13 protein-coding genes are annotated in these 16,324 nt (G+C 52.3%); 8 read left to right on the top strand and 5 right to left on the bottom strand.

Annotated elements, in window-relative coordinates; all coding sequences use genetic code 11:
• Nucleotides 1–604 precede the first annotated feature (604 nt).
• Genes B7O88_RS16905 through B7O88_RS16895 form a run of 3 tightly spaced genes read right to left on the bottom strand, consistent with a single transcriptional unit; the run spans nt 605 to nt 3,902 of the window.
• Complete coding sequence (locus B7O88_RS16905; protein WP_088277836.1) at nt 605–814, bottom strand: KTSC domain-containing protein; 210 nt, start codon at nt 812–814, stop codon at nt 605–607.
• A 2-nt stretch (nt 815–816) separates the two neighbouring features.
• Nucleotides 817–2,649 (bottom strand): ATP-binding protein, encoded by a 1,833-nt coding sequence (locus tag B7O88_RS16900; protein WP_088277834.1) that lies wholly within the window; start codon nt 2,647–2,649, stop codon nt 817–819.
• Nucleotides 2,646–3,902: an SIR2 family protein gene (locus B7O88_RS16895; RefSeq protein WP_088277832.1), complete on the bottom strand. Its 1,257-nt coding sequence runs from the start codon at nt 3,900–3,902 to the stop codon at nt 2,646–2,648. The genes B7O88_RS16900 and B7O88_RS16895 overlap by 4 nt, the downstream gene beginning before the upstream one ends.
• 357 nt (nt 3,903–4,259) lie before the next feature.
• On the opposite strand from B7O88_RS16895, the gene B7O88_RS16890 reads away from it, so the two are divergent.
• Nucleotides 4,260–4,727: an antitoxin Xre-like helix-turn-helix domain-containing protein gene (locus B7O88_RS16890; RefSeq protein WP_088277830.1), complete on the top strand. Its 468-nt coding sequence runs from the start codon at nt 4,260–4,262 to the stop codon at nt 4,725–4,727.
• Nucleotides 4,728–4,826: 99 nt separating this feature from the next.
• On the opposite strand, the gene B7O88_RS16885 is transcribed toward B7O88_RS16890, so the two are convergent.
• Both B7O88_RS16885 and B7O88_RS16880 read right to left on the bottom strand, forming a co-directional pair.
• Nucleotides 4,827–6,212: a DEAD/DEAH box helicase gene (locus B7O88_RS16885; RefSeq protein WP_088277828.1), complete on the bottom strand. Its 1,386-nt coding sequence runs from the start codon at nt 6,210–6,212 to the stop codon at nt 4,827–4,829.
• Nucleotides 6,209–6,802: a hypothetical protein gene (locus tag B7O88_RS16880; protein WP_088277826.1), complete on the bottom strand. Its 594-nt coding sequence runs from the start codon at nt 6,800–6,802 to the stop codon at nt 6,209–6,211. Before B7O88_RS16880 ends, B7O88_RS16885 begins: the two co-directional genes overlap by 4 nt.
• Nucleotides 6,803–6,901: 99 nt before the next feature.
• Here B7O88_RS16880 and B7O88_RS16875 point away from each other — a divergent pair, with 99 nt between their 5' ends.
• The 7 genes from B7O88_RS16875 to B7O88_RS16845 all read left to right on the top strand — a co-directional run bounded on the left by B7O88_RS16875 (nt 6,902) and on the right by B7O88_RS16845 (nt 16,322).
• The gene (locus tag B7O88_RS16875) at nt 6,902–7,129 is read left to right on the top strand and encodes a helix-turn-helix domain-containing protein (RefSeq protein ID WP_088277824.1); all 228 of its coding nucleotides are present in this window, start codon (nt 6,902–6,904) and stop codon (nt 7,127–7,129) included.
• Between the two features lie 303 nt (nt 7,130–7,432).
• Entirely contained in the window at nt 7,433–7,849 is a 417-nt protein-coding gene (locus B7O88_RS16870; RefSeq protein WP_088277822.1) for a hypothetical protein, read from the top strand.
• Nucleotides 7,833–8,468 (top strand): restriction endonuclease subunit S, encoded by a 636-nt coding sequence (locus B7O88_RS16865; protein WP_088277820.1) that lies wholly within the window; start codon nt 7,833–7,835, stop codon nt 8,466–8,468. Before B7O88_RS16870 ends, B7O88_RS16865 begins: the two co-directional genes overlap by 17 nt.
• Nucleotides 8,465–9,988, top strand: a complete 1,524-nt coding sequence (locus tag B7O88_RS16860) for a type I restriction-modification system subunit M (protein ID WP_088277818.1) — start codon at nt 8,465–8,467, stop codon at nt 9,986–9,988. Before B7O88_RS16865 ends, B7O88_RS16860 begins: the two co-directional genes overlap by 4 nt.
• Nucleotides 9,978–11,144, top strand: a complete 1,167-nt coding sequence (locus tag B7O88_RS16855) for a restriction endonuclease subunit S (RefSeq protein ID WP_088277816.1) — start codon at nt 9,978–9,980, stop codon at nt 11,142–11,144. Before B7O88_RS16860 ends, B7O88_RS16855 begins: the two co-directional genes overlap by 11 nt.
• Nucleotides 11,145–11,168: 24 nt before the next feature.
• Nucleotides 11,169–13,010, top strand: a complete 1,842-nt coding sequence (locus B7O88_RS16850; RefSeq protein ID WP_088277814.1) for a DUF262 domain-containing protein — start codon at nt 11,169–11,171, stop codon at nt 13,008–13,010.
• 24 nt (nt 13,011–13,034) lie between these two features.
• The gene (locus tag B7O88_RS16845) at nt 13,035–16,322 is read left to right on the top strand and encodes a type I restriction endonuclease subunit R (RefSeq protein ID WP_088277812.1); all 3,288 of its coding nucleotides are present in this window, start codon (nt 13,035–13,037) and stop codon (nt 16,320–16,322) included.
• Nucleotides 16,323–16,324 lie beyond the last annotated feature (2 nt).

Genomic DNA, 16,324 nt, shown 5'->3' with positions numbered 1-16,324 from the left:
AGCCTATCTGCCACACCCCATCCGGCAACCGAAAATCACTAAGCCAGAGTAGCCGCACTTTCACGCGCCGAATTGCGGGCTCATATCCAATCTCAAGCCCTTATGGGGGCTACCAGGTTTGGGGCGAATTCACCGGCTCCCTTCTGCCTAATTATCCCGATAATAGTATAAAAGCTCGATATCCGTTTCTAACCGGTTACGGCCATTGGCAAACGGCAGCCATCGGCCAAGAGCGGGCGTTCAGAAAATCCGACGTCGCGTAGTCTGCACCGATTATTGCGACGCCACAGTTCCACCCATTGTCTTTTCGTTCTGCTTTAGTGTCATCGACACCATAAGGACTTTTGCCCTCAATTATGGATCGCCAGGCAGCTCGTTCAGGGTACTGGAGCTGGGGAGTCTGAAGCCGCTGAGCGGCATGCGCTTTGAGTTCTGCAAGGGGACAATACACATAGTGCAAAGACTCACCGCTGGGGAGGCTACAAAAAATGTGCACCTGACCCCAGCTCTCTTCAGACGTCTGTTTCAAGCTCTAATACATAAGAACTATTCTTTGTCGCAGCTAATCGATAGGGTAGCAGTTTATATGGCTCGACTATATCCATCAAACTCTTGAAAATGGAACCGCATCCTTTATATATATATGAAAAAACTGTCCTTTAGAGGGGGCAGCTTTGAATTGTTCATAAAGATGTTCGCTCACATTATAATACTGGTAAACAGCTCCGCTCTTGAATTCGATCTCCAAAGTTTCACTCCCGGAGTCGTAACCAGCAGACATTATATTTGACGAAGATATCGCTTCACGGTTCATGCTCAGCTTTCCTCAGGATCGTCTTCAATTGGTAAACGAGTTATATCAAGCTCTTGGACTACCGCTGTGGTCTGCTGACTACGCCAAGAGGCAACCACGCGGTCGTACCCCTCTGCCGAGCGCCGCTTGGCCCAAGCTTGAGTTACCTTGGGATCGCTACTCCTAGGTAAATGCTCTTTGCGAGGTAAAGCAATACGACAGCGCACAGGAAGGCGAGCCGCCTCTCCTGTGATTATAGCCTCCCCGGTCCTAAGGACCGGTAGTAAGTCCATAAGGCCTGCTAAATTATCTGGTAAGGTCCCCTTCACACGTGCGCGATCTACAGGATTTGATAGCCGAAGCGCGATAATTGTGCCGCATTGGGATAGAACTGTCTCATCGACTTCTGCGGGCCGCTGAGAAACTACCATCGCGCCAACACCATACTTCCGTCCTTCCTTCGCGATACGCTTTACTACTTCTGAAGCAACCGTTCCGGCATCAGGCCCTAGGTAGCGATGAGCTTCCTCCATCACGACTAAAAGAGGGCGCTCTACGCCACCTTCTGACTTCTCCCGGCTCCAAAAAAGCGCCTCATAAACAATGCGAAGAATAGAACCGATGAGGCGTGTGAGAACTGTGCTCGGAACACCGGATAAGTCCAATATCGTGATTTGTTTATCGTGCCCAAGCCAGCCCTCTAATAGCTTGTCGAGGTCGCTTTTTACCGCTCCTGTCAGGTCTGGCTCCCAATCTCCGGGATGAAGTAGGAAGTCATAACGCCGATCCAGTAAGCGGGATCGAAGCAAATTCAATGGTCTGCGGATTCCTTTTGCCGCTGTGTTAGTGAAGGGGCCCCTGGTCCCCATCGCATGAGGTCGGTATTTTGGCGCTACCAGTGTATCTGCGTCACCAGCCTCATCCAGCGCAGGTTCATCACGATTAGCACCGACATAAGTCGTCGTCTCAAAATCGACCAGCTCATACCAAAGTTGCTTTAAGCTAAACGGAACAGGGCTATCCACGGTAAGCGTTCTTAAGTCAATTCCCGCTTTGGGACACGCCTTTATTCCCTTTTCCTTTAACTCCGCGATTTTATCAGTGAAGGCAATTTCATGAGCATCCGACAGTCCGCCCGTAACAAAATCCAGAAGTTCGCCAGCCTCCAAAGCCCAGTAGGGGACGAACAAATACTCTTGGCCTTGGCTAGGAGTGGCACTAAAAACCGTCGCGACATCTTCAAGCGCTTTGGTGTATTCGCCATGAATGTCTAGCATTAGGATTCGTGCACCTGGCGAACCAGGCTGCTCATCTTTCCGAATAATTGAACGCAAGAGACTCGCAACTGTTGTGGACTTTCCTGCCCCTGTTGAACCAAGTATCGCGGAGTGACGAGTTACGAGCGCATCCAAAGATAACCGCACCTCAATATTTTCGGCGCTAGCTAGGTGTCCTATAACAACCTGGTCATCGCCAACTGATCCGTATATTCTCCTTAAATCTGCTTCGGTTACTAAATGCACTGAGTCATTTATATTAGGGTGCTGGCTCAAGCCTCTTTCGAATTGCCCGCCGACTGTTTCGCCGGCAAGCTGGACCGTCATCCATCTTCCTGAGTCAATGGCTGATGTAACAGCCTGTGCGGGAGCCGCAGTTGCTCCCACCTCAGAAACAATGCCAAATAAGTCTTGGTAGCCCTGAGGAATTCTAACGAAACTTCCGACTTGACCAACCCGATATGTATGGCCTCTGATGACGGCAAACCCTGAATCCAGAGACTCTGCAAGTTTGACCGTCAGAGTTGCGCCGGACACGGCACTGACGACTCCTAAGTAGGTAGGATCATTGCCACTCATCTATCATCATCCCCATGCGCAACGGTATTATCGTCGTAGCTACCATCCTCAGTTTCCAATTTTTCTGGCTCGTCTCTTTTCAGGGATTGCGTTATCAGATCGTTGGCTTGGGCCAAAGCGCAGAAGCGTGCAAACGCCGCAAAGTCCCCCAATAAAAACAAGTCTGGCTCGTTCGGCCATCGTGGAGCCCAGAAGCTTTCACGGATACTTCCCCAGTTCTTGGGAAGCTCGCCTGGCCTCCATTTACCCGGAACTCCTCCTATCACAGCACCATCAGCAGCATAGACACTAAGGTTGGGTCGGTCACTCGCCAACTTGACAGCGGGCTCTTCTTTTGCCAGCTCTTGATATTGAAATGCCAAGACAGCAGAGTTGGCATTCATTGCCAAGCTCTCATCAAGAACCGCACATATATGCGCATCTCTAAAAGAAAATCCAATTGCCAGCAATAAGGAGTCAGGCGTGAGTATGAATCTCTTTAGCCTTTCGAAGAGCGCTGAGTACGGTTGTTTTTGCGTTAAATCATATTTTAAATGATCTGGATAAACTAACTCGGCTGCTTCACGCCCATGTCCCCGGACAACCGTTCCATCCTCCAATGCCCAGCCGAGGGAACCGTGCATCTTCCACAGTTTTGCCCAGCGAGCGGGCAAATCATCACCCGCGACCGAGACCGGATCAAAGAACGGCTTACTGCCCCCTGAAAACCCATCAAAGTAGGGGCTTCTAACTCTTTCAAATGCTTCTTCAAATAAGAGATCATAGTTTGTAGTAAATATTTCGACTGAATTGGACCGAACCGTTCCTGTAATCCAGGCTATCAAGTCAGAATAGGCGTTACGATCTTTGGGTAAATACACGCCAACAATCTTGGCAATATTTTTGCAAATATCCTTGCCGAGAGTTCTATAACCGTCAGAATCGAGCCCTTGGACCACGGTTTTCCCCAGCGCCTGTTCTAATAAACGTATACGAGAAAGAATGGACTCAATATTTGCGCTGTTATCCAGGCTTTCTTTTATAGCGTCGACTGCCGCCTTCTGAATTTCTGACAACCCAGCGGTTGCCTGTACTGTTAGCGTCTCGACACCAGGGATTAACGACCCCCCGTTAGGATCCATCTCATTTTTTTCATTAACGCGTATCGCGAGGGGGGCACCTGCACCGACAAGAATCCCAATACGCTTTCTTCCCTGCGATAGCACTTGCCGCAGATCAGACATGAACCTGTCTGGATTGTGGAACGTTTCCATCGTTCTCTCCCTGTAAATCTTGCAGACGAAATTTTAGTAGGATCTCAACATTCGATAACGGCTTCCTGAATGGCAGACTATCCTAATGCAGAGAATGGAGGGCGAATTTTTAGTTCCAAGATGCATGGGGCTTTCTCCTGTCGTCCCTTTCTGGGCGCGTAGTGACAGTGCGACGAATTGAATTTTATCGAATGCGGACACTCCCGGGCGTCCGCTTTTGGCCGGAAGCAGAAAATGGAAAGCGCCGCCTTCGCGGCCATAGGCGTTCACTCAGATTCTTTGAGGAATAGAGGGGATTCACCCGCCCGCTACCCGGCTGGGTAGCAGGATGCAACGGCTTGCTCTGAGGATGTCTAAATGCCGACCTTAAAACATCATCTGGATGACCATCTTAAAAGCCCGGGGGCGGACGCCCTAAGCTTTTGGATTATTGCAAAAAAGCTCTCTCTGATGACCGAGCGTGAGCGAATTAGCAGCATACGATCGGGATTTGCGGTTACCTGGCTGTTAGCTGCCAAAAAGGCTTTCGATCTCGATGAGTCAGCGATTGCCAGCTTTGCAGACATCTCTGTTAAAACACTTCGGCAGCGATTGAAAAAAGCCACACCGCTCGGCTCGCCAGCCTCTGAGCGACTTGACCGACTGGCCCAGTTGGCTCTGCTCTCAGAAACTGTTTTTGAGGCTCGGAGAGCGACTGAAGACTGGATGGTTACCCCCAATGATAGCTTAGGGGGTGAAGCGCCTTTTTTTCTCTGTAGAACCGAGCTTGGAGGTCGCCAGGCTTATAGGGTGCTCCGTGCCATCGAGTGGGGTGGCCCCGTCTGACGCGGTCTCGTGAGAAGAACCTCATAGCGTCAATACAAGTGTAGGGAAAGGGCAAAGAGCGTCCCGCTTTGTAAACGCCATGGCGGTGATTTATAGGTATCAGAAGCACGCCAGCAACAGCTCTCGATAGTGCGGTGAAAAACTGATTTGGTAGCTTGGGCTGTCCAAAGCCGGAGTCATTTCACCATCAGGTCCGTCCCTCGAGGAGCCAAGTTCCTGGCCGCCAAGATCGATCATTGCAAGACCGCCGGCATCGGTCTCTGACAGGTAGGACCCGGAAGAAACAGCTGTTAAATCAAACTGGCTCAGAACCGCTAGGTCCTCCGGCAGATCCTCAGCAATTCGCTCGGCAAAGCCCTTCAAAGTCGGCTCCGCCAGCATGAACAGCCAAGCTTGCTCATCAGTGTCCGACGTTCTACGCAGCACCCTTCCCAACACCTGACGAAAATAAAGCTCTGTGCGGATTCGGCTCAAATAGCAACACACCTGCAGACGAGGGATGTCTGTTCCCTCGCTAATCATTCCCACCGCTATGATCCAGCGACAATCGCCATGCCTGAAAGAGCTGATCACCTGCTGGGCGTCCGGTGTTTGATTGGTAACGACCAAATAGCTTTCACCCAGTGCTTTCAAAGCATTTGCTAATTGGTGAGCGTGTTCTATATCTGTACAAACCACCAGCCCCGCAGCATCTGGCTTACTTAGGCGAACCTCGTTCAGCTTTGCACACCCCAGCCTGAGTAGCTGATCGACTACCTCATCATGGCGCAGAAGGCTCTCGTAAGTAACTGGGGACTCCGTAAGCAGCTTGGCGATACTAGGAAACAGCCTGACCGCCGGCTCGGCGGCTGGTTCCTCAATAAGTGTGACCTTTTGGTTATCAAGGAGAATAATACGAGGCGATCGGCATACGCCCTCAGCTATTGCTTCACTTAATCCATAGCGATAGTCGCAAATCAGCTTACCTTCTGGTGAGGAATAACGGGCCAGAGCTATTGCGCGATCATCAGAGCGCCATGGCGTACCTGATAGCGCTAGAGTGAAAGCGGCTCGATCCTGAACCCGCTGCAGAATTTTCTGTCCCCAAGCATTGCTGAGCAGAGGGTCATGGCCGGCACAGTGGTGAATCTCATCGAATACTGTGAATACTCGGTAATCGTCCAGGAGCTGCCAAAACGCCTCGCCCCGGTAGTCCATGGCTTGGTAGGTATGCGCAGCACCCACCGCGCCGAGGTGGCCATCCAGCCGCTTGGCTAATACCTGGGCAAAGGTCGAGCGAAAACCCTCAACAACTTGGCACGATGGCGCAAAGCAGAGCACCAGATCAATTTTGTTTTGCTCCAACAGGCAGCGGGCTAGTTCTGCCGCCATTCGAGTCTTACCTGCGCCGGGCGTGGCTTGGCAGAAAAAATGCCGAGAAGAAGTGAATTGTCTTAGTGCTTTTTCAATGCAGCGGGTTTGCCATGTGCGTAATGAAGACGTCATTGTGAGGCTTCGAGCGCTTTGAGTGTCTTCTCCACAGCACGGAGATGACCTAAGAGCCTTGAGCCACGGTCACGCGCCTCAAGATAGTCCTCTTCAACGCTGCCCCTCAATTGAGGCATCTCATCCAGCAGTTGCTTATAACGCTCCGCTTCCCCCATCGCCGCGAGAAAGTCCAGCCGCACTTCCTTTAGCAAGGTCCTGACATGCTGCTCGGTACCCTGCAATGACGTGGACGTGGACGCGGTTGCGGCTTCGCTCTTCAATGGGACCTGTTCAGTCTTGGTTGAGTCTCTCCCGCTTCGCTCAAAGGCGCGATCGACTAACTCAAGCTTTAAACGCTTCGGAAATGGTTGCAGATGATAGATCTGGCCCCTCTTTCGCTGCTGCTCGTCGGGCACGAGCCAACCGACGCGAATCATCCGCCTGATCTGCTCATACACAAATAGGCGCACATCGCCGAGCTTGTAGGTCCCCTCTTCCAGTCGCTCGGCATAAGCGTCTCTCAAATCACGAGTGGTGAATTGCGTGTACCCGCTTTGTTGGAGTAGCTCGTAAAGCCGTCTGTCGAGGATGAACGAGGCAGGTTTCATGCGGGCAACCAACGGCAAAAAAGGGATGCGGATTATAGTCCGTGGCCTCCTAGTCCGCAAACACCGGATAGTCCTCCCTCAAGTCACATTGAGGCAGCTATGGAGCAACTGGCAAAAGCGCTGGGAGCACGGATCCGGACGCAGAGAAAGGCTAGGCAGATTTCTCAGGATGCGCTTGCGCTCATTTGCAATATCGACCGTAGCTATATGGGTCGCATTGAGCGCGGAGAGGTGAGTATGACGGTTGAGAAGCTGTACCGGATAGCTTCCGCTCTTGACTGCGAGCCAGCGTTGCTATTGCCACCGATCGCAGAACTTAACACCTAATAGCTCCAGCCCTTATGGCCCGAACTCTAGTGGCCCGAACCTCAGAACCAAGCTCTTAAACATATCCCCGCCCCCTACAACTGCGGCACCACTGCGCAGCACAGATAACCCTGACGACAGAAATGCAGTAGCCAGCTAACTGTATTATTTTGTTGACGCCAAGCCTGGCAGCGAGCATTATACTCGCACCACAGAAATCGTTAGGCGCTAACTGTATTTTTTTGGTGAAAATGGGTCGGCGACAGGTGGCAGCCTGTCGCCGTATTCAAAACCAACTCTGAGACAAACCAATGGAGGCATTGAATGATTCAAGCATACCAAACAAATGAAGCACCACAAGCCAGCAAAAACATCAACGGGGTTATCTTAATCCAAGCCACGCGACTGATTGAGATTAGAGCACAAAGCAAAGACCCTGAACCCCGATCGCCGTTGCGCGCAAAGAAAGAGCAGCTTGCTTTTCCAGAGCCTACTGAGCATAAAACTGAGGCTACAGCTTTCCTGTGCACGGCTGAACGCATCCTGGCTCTATACAACAAGCAGGAGTCCAAGAATCAGCAAAAATTGACCTGCACGGTAAAGGACTGGTTCAAGGAGAATGCCCTGAAGGTCGGGTGGAACGAAGTCGAGTTTCTGGAAAACCTGCAGACCGGACGAATTGCTGGGTGCAGGCTTAGAGCCACAAACTTCAAGGAGGCATCCCGTGCGCAAAGCCAATAGTTTGCAAGCCCTCGGCGACATAGCCGAGGTCCGCACCGGCTTTACATTCCGAGAGAAACTCGAGGAGCTTTCAACCGGTGGTAATGCTCACGTAGCCCAGATAAAGGACGTGCGTGGAGCGCTGGAGGCTACCTGTACGACAGAGCTGCGAGCCCATCAGCTACCCCAGATTAATTGGCAGGGAAAAGATAAGGCTTTCGTAAACCCCGGAGCGGTACTGTTACCGTCCCGGGGCGCCAAAGGCGGCTACTTTCGTGCCTCCTGCTTAATGCAGGATCCTCAGTCAGAACTACCCGTGGTGGTCACCAGCCAATTCCTGGTTATCACACCCAAGCCAGGCATACTGCCAGAGTTTATTTGCTGGTCACTCAATCGCCCCGAGATGCAACACATGCTATCCCAAGGAGCGGGCAGTCAAGGCACAAGCCTGGTGATGCTCAATACCAAAGCGGCCAAATCACTAGAACTAACAGTGCCTGATATGACCATTCAACAGAAAATCGTGCATCTGAATGAGCTATGGGAAAAGGAGCAGCAGCTGACACAAGCCTTGCTAAACAACCGTGAAACCATGCTACAGGGCATGTTTCAGCAACTACTTATGGAGAAAAGCTCATGAGCGACAAGATCAATCAAGATAGCATCAACAAAGCCCTCTGGGCCGCTTGCGACACCTTCCGCGGCACCATCAGCGCCGACACCTATAAAGATTTCATCCTTACCATGCTGTTCCTCAAGTACATCTCGGATGTATGGCAGGACCACTACGACGGCTACATGGCCCAGTACGGGGACGAGCCGGAGCTGCTTGAAGAAATGATGAAGAACGAGCGCTTCGTGCTACCAAAGAGCGCCTCGTTCTATGCTCTGTATGAAAGACGCCACGAGCCCGGTAACGGTGAGCGTATCGACCAAGCGCTGCACGCCATTGAGGAAGCCAACGGTACCAAACTCAAAGACGCTGGCAAAAGCGTGTTCCAAGATATCTCTTTCAATACGGACAGGCTGGGCGAAGAAAAGCAGAAGAACACCATTCTGCGTCACCTGCTGGAAGACTTTGCCAAACCCGAACTGAACCTCAAGCCCAGCCGCGTCGGCTCACTGGATGTGATCGGCAACGCCTATGAATACCTGATCAAGAACTTCGCCGCCAGCGGTGGCCAGAAAGCGGGTGAGTTCTATACCCCGCCTGAGGTTTCCGAGCTGATTGCCGAGCTGCTTGACCCGCAACCGGGCGACAGCATCTGCGACCCGGCGTGTGGCTCGGCTTCATTGTTGATGAAATGCGGCAGCAAGGTACGCGCCCATCACAACAGTAAGAACTACGCCCTGTATGGTCAGGAGGCTATTGGCTCCACCTGGTCACTGGCCAAGATGAACATGTTTCTGCACGGCGAAGACAACCACAAGATCGAATGGGGCGACACCATCCGCAACCCCAAGCTGCTGGATAAAAACGGTGACCTGATGCTGTTCGATATCGTCACCGCCAACCCGCCGTTCAGCCTGGACAAGTGGGGTCACGACGAAGCCGAACACGACAAGTTCAGCCGCTTCCGCCGTGGCGTGCCACCGAAAACCAAAGGCGACTTCGCCTTTATCCTGCACATGGTCGAAACCCTGAAACCAAAGACCGGCCGCATGGGCGTCGTGGTGCCCCACGGCGTACTGTTCCGCGGTTCCAGCGAAGGCAGGATTCGCCAGCAACTGATCGACGAAAACCTGCTGGATGCTGTTATTGGCCTTCCGGAGAAGCTGTTCTACGGCACAGGCATTCCGGCTGCCATCCTGCTGTTCAAAAAGGCCAAGAATGACGACAAGGTGTTGTTTATCGACGCCAGCCGCGACTTCAAGGCCGGCAAAAACCAGAACCTGCTGGATGAAGCTAGCATCCAGAAAATTATCGACGCCTACAAAGCCAGAACCAACGCGGATAAGTACGCCTACCTCGCCAGCCTCGATGAGATCAGGGAAAACGACTACAACCTGAATATTCCGCGCTACGTCGATACCTTTGAAGAAGAGGAAGAAATCGACCTGCTGGCCGTGCGTGCCGAGCGTGAGCAGTTAAAAGCGAAGCTTACAGAGCTGGAAACCGAGATGGCTAAGTATCTTGAGGAGCTGGGTTATGACCGGTAATTCGAGCACCTATCTAGGCGAGCTCTTTAGATCCAGCAGAAAAAAAGGTGAAGAAGGTCTTCCACTGCTGTCAGTTACTTTGAATGATGGATTGATTGTAAGAGATCTTCTTGACAGAAGAACAGAAACAAACCTGGAGGCTAACGAGCATTTGCTAGTTAAAAGCGGCGACATTGCTTACAACATGATGCGTGTTTGGCAGGGAGCCTTGGGGCGAGCAAGCGTTGATGGTTTAGTCAGCCCAGCCTATGTCGTACTTAGATCAAACTCAAAAATAGATTCGCTTTACGCCGAGTATTTGTTTAAAACTCCTCGAATGATTTACCTATTTTGGGCTTACTCGTATGGCCTGACGAAAGATCGCCTGCGTTTGTATTTTAACGATTTTGCTCGAATTCCAGTCACAATCCCCAACCTTGAAGAACAAAAGAAAATCGCTCAACTCCTCTCCACCTGGGATAAGGCCATTACCACCACCGCACAACTGCTCGCCAACAGCAAACAGCAGAAAAAATCCCTAATGCAACAACTGCTCACCGGGAAAAAGCGGTTGTTGGATAAAAATGGAGTTAGGTTTGAGGGGAGGTGGCGGAAGTTGCCATTTTCTGATCTGGTGTCTTTGGTGAAAACCAAGTTCGATCCAAAAAGCAATGCTGACGATGTGCGCGAATGCATCGAGCTTGAGCACATAGCGCAGGAATCTTCATCTCTGATCGGCTCAACAAATACTATTGATGTAGTAAGTACCAAAACAGCGTTTGAGAAAAATGATGTACTGTTTGGAAAGCTCCGACCATATTTGAGAAAGTACTGGAAAGCAGATCGGCAGGGAGTTTGTTCGACAGAAATTTGGGTGTTTAGGACAAAGGCCAAGGTTGCTGCCGACTACATATTCCAGGTGGTTCAGCTGGACTCATTTATTGAAGTAGCTAATAAGTCTTCAGGTACGCATATGCCTAGGGCCGATTGGAATGTGGTCAAAGACTTCTTAATTCCAACACCGCCACTCGAAGAACAACAAAAAATCGCTGCCTTACTTTCTGCCGCTGATCAGGAAATTACCACCCTACAGCAAAATTTGGATGCCCTGAAGCAAGAGAAAAAAGCCCTTATGCAGCAGTTGTTGACGGGTAAGCGTCGCGTTATGGTCAACTGAATTGAATTAAACAAGGAGGTTTGCATGAGCAAGCTGGAAAACAAGATCGAGGCCCGTCACCGCCATCTGTTCGATGTTCTGAATGAGCAGAAGTACACGGTCGATTACTTCCAGCGCGAATACAGCTGGGGTGAAAAGCATATCGAAGAGCTGGTTACCGATTTGACTTCGGCCTTTCTGGCGGAATACAGCCCCGGCGACAAGCGCGAACAGGGCGAACTATACAACAACTATTACCTTGGTCCCTTTGTGGTCAGCAGTAAGGACGGCAAGCGCAGTATTATCGACGGCCAGCAGCGCTTAACCTCGCTGACCCTGTTCCTGATCTACCTGCACAATTTGCAGAAGGAGCTGGGATACAACGAGAAAATCGAGCCGATGATTTTTTCCGAGTTGCGAGGCAGCAAGTCGTTCAACATCACAGTGGATGAGCGTATCCCCTGTCTGGAAAGCCTGTTCACACAGGGCGAATACCAGCCGGATGACAACGCCACCGAGTCGACCCGCAACATGGCCGAGCGGTATCAGGACATTGTGCGGGCCTTTCCGGAAGAACTGAAAGCGGATGCCTTTCCGTTTTTTATCGACTGGCTGAAGTACAACGTGATCATGGTGGAAATCATCGCCTACTCGGATGAGAACGCCTACACGATTTTTGAAACCATGAACGACCGTGGCCTGAACCTGACCCCTTCGGAAATGTTGAAAGGCTATGTATTGTCGCGGTTCGACGGCCCTGCCAAGCGGCACACCGCCAACGAGCAGTGGAAGCAGAGCATGTTGCAGTTGAAAGCCTACGACAAGGACGAGGACCAGCGTTTCTTCCAATCCTGGTTGCGGGCCCGTTATGCCGACAGTATCCGCCCCGGCAAGGCCGGCTCAAAAAACGAGGACTTCGAAAAGATCGGCACACGCTTTCATAGCTGGGTACGCGACAACCTGGATAAGGTCGGGTTGGATGCCAGTGATGGAAACAGCTTCGAGCGCTTTGTGCAGCAGGATTTGCGCTTTTACCTGAAAGCCTACCTGCGCATTCTGGATGCCGAGCGCAGCCTGACTCAGGGGCTGGAGCCGGTGTATTACATTAACCACTGGGGTATTGCACCGACGCTAAGTTATCCGCTGATGCTGGCAGCACTGAATACCGATGATGACAACAAAACCGTGACTGCCAAGATCAGCACGGTGGCTTCTTACATCGAAACCTTCGTGGTGCGCCGCTCCGTCAATTTTCGCAACTACTCTGCCAGTTCCATCCGCTACACCATGTACAGCTTGGTGAAAGAACTGCGCGGACTTGATTTACCCGCATTGCGGGTATTGCTGTCGCAGAAACTGGCGGACATGAAAGAGTCGTTTGATGGTATGGACAAGTTCCGCATGCACGGCCAGAACAAGCGTTTTGTGAAGTTTCTGCTGGCCCGCATGACGGCCTGGTGCGAGCAGCAGGCGGGCATGAGTACCAATTTTGTAACCTACTACCAGCCTGTCAGTGGCAAACCATTTGAGGTAGAACACATCTGGGCCGACAAGTTTTCCCGGCACAGCGACGAGTTTCAACAGGAGCACGAATTCCAGAACTACCGTAACCGGCTGGGTGATCTGGTGCTGCTGCCTCGCGGCACCAACCAGTCCTACGGCGACTTGTCCTATGCCGAGAAACAACCGCACTACATCAAGGAAAACCTGCTGGTGAAGTCCCTCAGCCCACTGGCCTATGAGAACAACCCGAATTTCCAGGCACTCACTCGCCAGCACAACCTACCATTTAGCGCCCATCTGCAGTTCAAAAAGCAGGATATTGAAGCTCGACAGGCGTTGTATCAGGCAATATGTGAACGCATCTGGCCTGAGCGGCTGGATTGAGCTCGCTAACAAAAGGGATTTAATGTGAACTACAACACCCCAAAATTTCAGGAAGAATACAGTGCCAAGCTACCGGCGCTGACGTTACTGACCAACCTGGGGTGGACATTCCTGTCGCCAGAGCAGGCACTGGCAGCCCGTGACGGTAAAACCGATGGTGTGGTGCTGAGCGGCTTTCTGCGTCAGGCCCTGCAACAGCGCACCTACAGCGTGGCTGGTAAAACCTGCTCACTGTCAGACAAGGCCATCGACAACCTGATAGCAGAAGTATGCAGTCCGCCGCTCAACGAAGGACTACAGGCTGCCAATGAGCGCCTGTACAACCACATGCTCTACGGTATTTCCGTTACCGAGTTTGTGGATGGCAAAAAGGCCAACCCGACCATTGCGTTGATTGACTGGCACAACCCGGCCAACAACAGCTTTGTGTTTACCGAAGAATTCACTGTGACCCGTTCCGGTGGCGTGGAAAATCGCCGCCCGGATATCGTGTGCTTTGTGAACGGCATTCCCCTGGTCGTCATTGAGGCCAAACGCCCGGATGGGAACGCCAAGAAAGGCCCGACCATCGACGAGGGCATCTCGCAGAGCTTGCGCAACCAGCGCCATGACGAAATACCCCTGTTATTCGCCTACAGCCAGCTGCTGCTGTCTGTGAACGGAACGGACGGGCGCTACGGCACCTGCGGCACACCGGCCAAGTTTTGGGCGACCTGGCGCGAAGAAGATATTTCTGACGCCGAAATGTATGCGATCAAGAACCGCTCGCTGAGCGAAGCCGATCTGTCCAGCCTGTTCGACTACCGCCTAGCGGCGGATCGGCGCTGGTATGACAGCCTGATCGCGGCGGGGCATCTGGCGGTCACCGGTCAGGACAGACTGCTGATCAGCCTTCTGAGCCCTACCCGCCTGCTTGAAATGATTCGGTTCTTCACCTTGTACGACAAGAAGGCCGGCAAGATTGTTGCCCGCTATCAGCAGGTATTCGGCATCAAGCGGCTGATCGAACGCATCAATACCCGTCGCCCGGATGGCGGGCGTGAGGGCGGTGTGATCTGGCACACGACGGGGTCCGGCAAGTCTTTCACCATGGTCTTTCTAAGCAAAGCGCTGATTCTTCACGACAGCCTCAAGCAGTGTCGTATTGTCGTAGTTACCGATCGAGTTGACCTGGAAAACCAGCTGAGCAAAACCTTTGCCTCTGGTGGTGAGTTGGCGGACAAGAAAGACCGTGAGGCCGCCATGGCCACTTCAGGCAAACGTCTGGCAGAGCAGATTGGCAAGGGCTCAGAACGTATAGTTTTCTCGCTCATTCAGAAATTCAATTCGGCTACCCGGTTGCCAGAATGTCAGAACAGCAGCAGCGACATCATCGTGCTGATCGATGAGGGCCACCGGAGCCAGGGCGGAGAAAACCATATCCGAATGAAGCAGGCCCTGCCCAATGCCTCCTTTGTCGCGTTCACTGGCACCCCCCTGCTCAAGGACGATAAAACCACCAACAAATTCGGCCCCATCGTGCACGCCTATACTATGCAGCGTGCTGTGGAAGACCGAGCGGTGACGCCGCTCCTGTATGAAGAACGCATCCCCGATCTGGAAGTCAATGAGCGCGCCATAGACAGCTGGTTCGAGCGGATTACCGAAGGGCTGACCGACCAGCAGAAGGCAGATCTAAAGCGCAAGTTTGCCAAGAAAGGCGAGCTGTACGGGGTAGATGACCGCATACGTCTAATTGCGCTGGATATCGCCAACCACTTTGTGAAGAACATCGACGATGGACTGAAGGGTCAACTGGCCTGCGACAGCAAGGCGTCAGCCATCAAGTACCAGAAGTATTTGGACGAAGCCAACCTGTTTGAAGCTGCCGTGATAATGAGCTCGCCCGATACCCGCGAGGGCAATACCGCCGTGGATGAAGCGGCTAGCCCGGAGGTATCCCAGTGGTGGAAAGCAAATGTGGGCAGTCAGGATGAGCAAAGCTACAACAAGCATTTGATTGAGCGCTTTGCCGATGCCCAAGACCCACTGAAAATGCTGATTGTGGTGGACAAACTGCTGACCGGCTTCGACGAGCCAAAGAACGCCGTGTTGTATATCGACAAGCCCCTCAAGGAGCACAACCTGATTCAGGCAATTGCACGGGTCAATCGGCTTCATCCGCAGAAGAAGTTTGGTCTTCTGATCGACTACCGGGGCATTCTGGCCGAACTTGATACCACCATTCAGAAGTATCAGGATCTGGCATCCCGCACTCAGGGTGGCTACGACATTAATGACATTGCCGGTCTGTACAACCAGATGAGTACCGAGTACAAGCGGCTACCACGACTGTACAAGCAGCTATGGGCCATTTTCGATCAAGTCAGGAACAAGAGTGACATTGAGCAGCTGCGTCAGGTTCTGGTGCCCCGCATTGAAGAGAGAGATGGGGAGCTGGTGGATGGGCACCAGAAGGTGCGGGAAGACTTCTACGAGGCGCTGACGGCCTTTGCCAGCTGCCTGAAGGTAGCCTTGCAGTCGGCTACCTTCTTTGATGACAAAAGCTTCACCGATGCCGACCGCCGCCACTACAAGGAAACGGTCAAACAGCTATCCAGCCTGCGGCAACTGGTGCAACAGGATGCCGGAGAGAAAGTCGACTACGACGAGTATGCCGATCAGGTGAAGAAGCTTTTGGATAAGCATGTGGTCGGTGTTGGCGTGAAAGATCCGCATGGTGTGTATGAGGTTGGAAAGATGGGCCAGTCGCAGAAGCCGGAAGACTGGAACGAAGACAAGACGCGCAACGAAACCGACATCATCAAGACGCGCGTCACACGCATGATTGAGCAGGAACTGCGCGATGATCCCTATGCACAGGAGTCCTTCTCTAAGCTACTGCGCCAGGCAATTGAAGAGGCGGAGAAACTCTTCGACCATCCGCTCAAGCAGTACCTGCTGTTCCATGAGTTCGAAGAGCAGGTACGCGAGCGCCGCCTGGACGACATGCCCGACGCTTTCATTGGAAACCGCCACGCACAGGCCTACTTTGGGATATTCAAGAAGGTACTGTCTGAGGCACTGGCAGTGATGGATCATCAAGTTCAGGACAAGTGGATAAAGCTCGCATTTGAAATTGATCAGGCAGTCGAGATTGCCGTCACCGAGAACTCCATCAATCCACAGAACATCGAAGCAGACATCCGTAAGAAGCTGCTGCCACGCATGTTCCAGGAGTGCAAAGCCATTGGCGGTGGCATGGATCAGGCGAAGAAAATTGTGGAAATGGTGGTCCAGATCACCCGTGTCGGCTTGAACGGAGTGCAGTAAGT

The sequence above is a fragment of the Halopseudomonas aestusnigri genome, assembly GCF_002197985.1.
Classification (GTDB): Bacteria; Pseudomonadota; Gammaproteobacteria; order Pseudomonadales; family Pseudomonadaceae; genus Halopseudomonas; species Halopseudomonas aestusnigri.
Note: the sequence above shows the minus strand (reverse complement) of the source record. Positions and strands in the feature narration are given on the sequence as shown.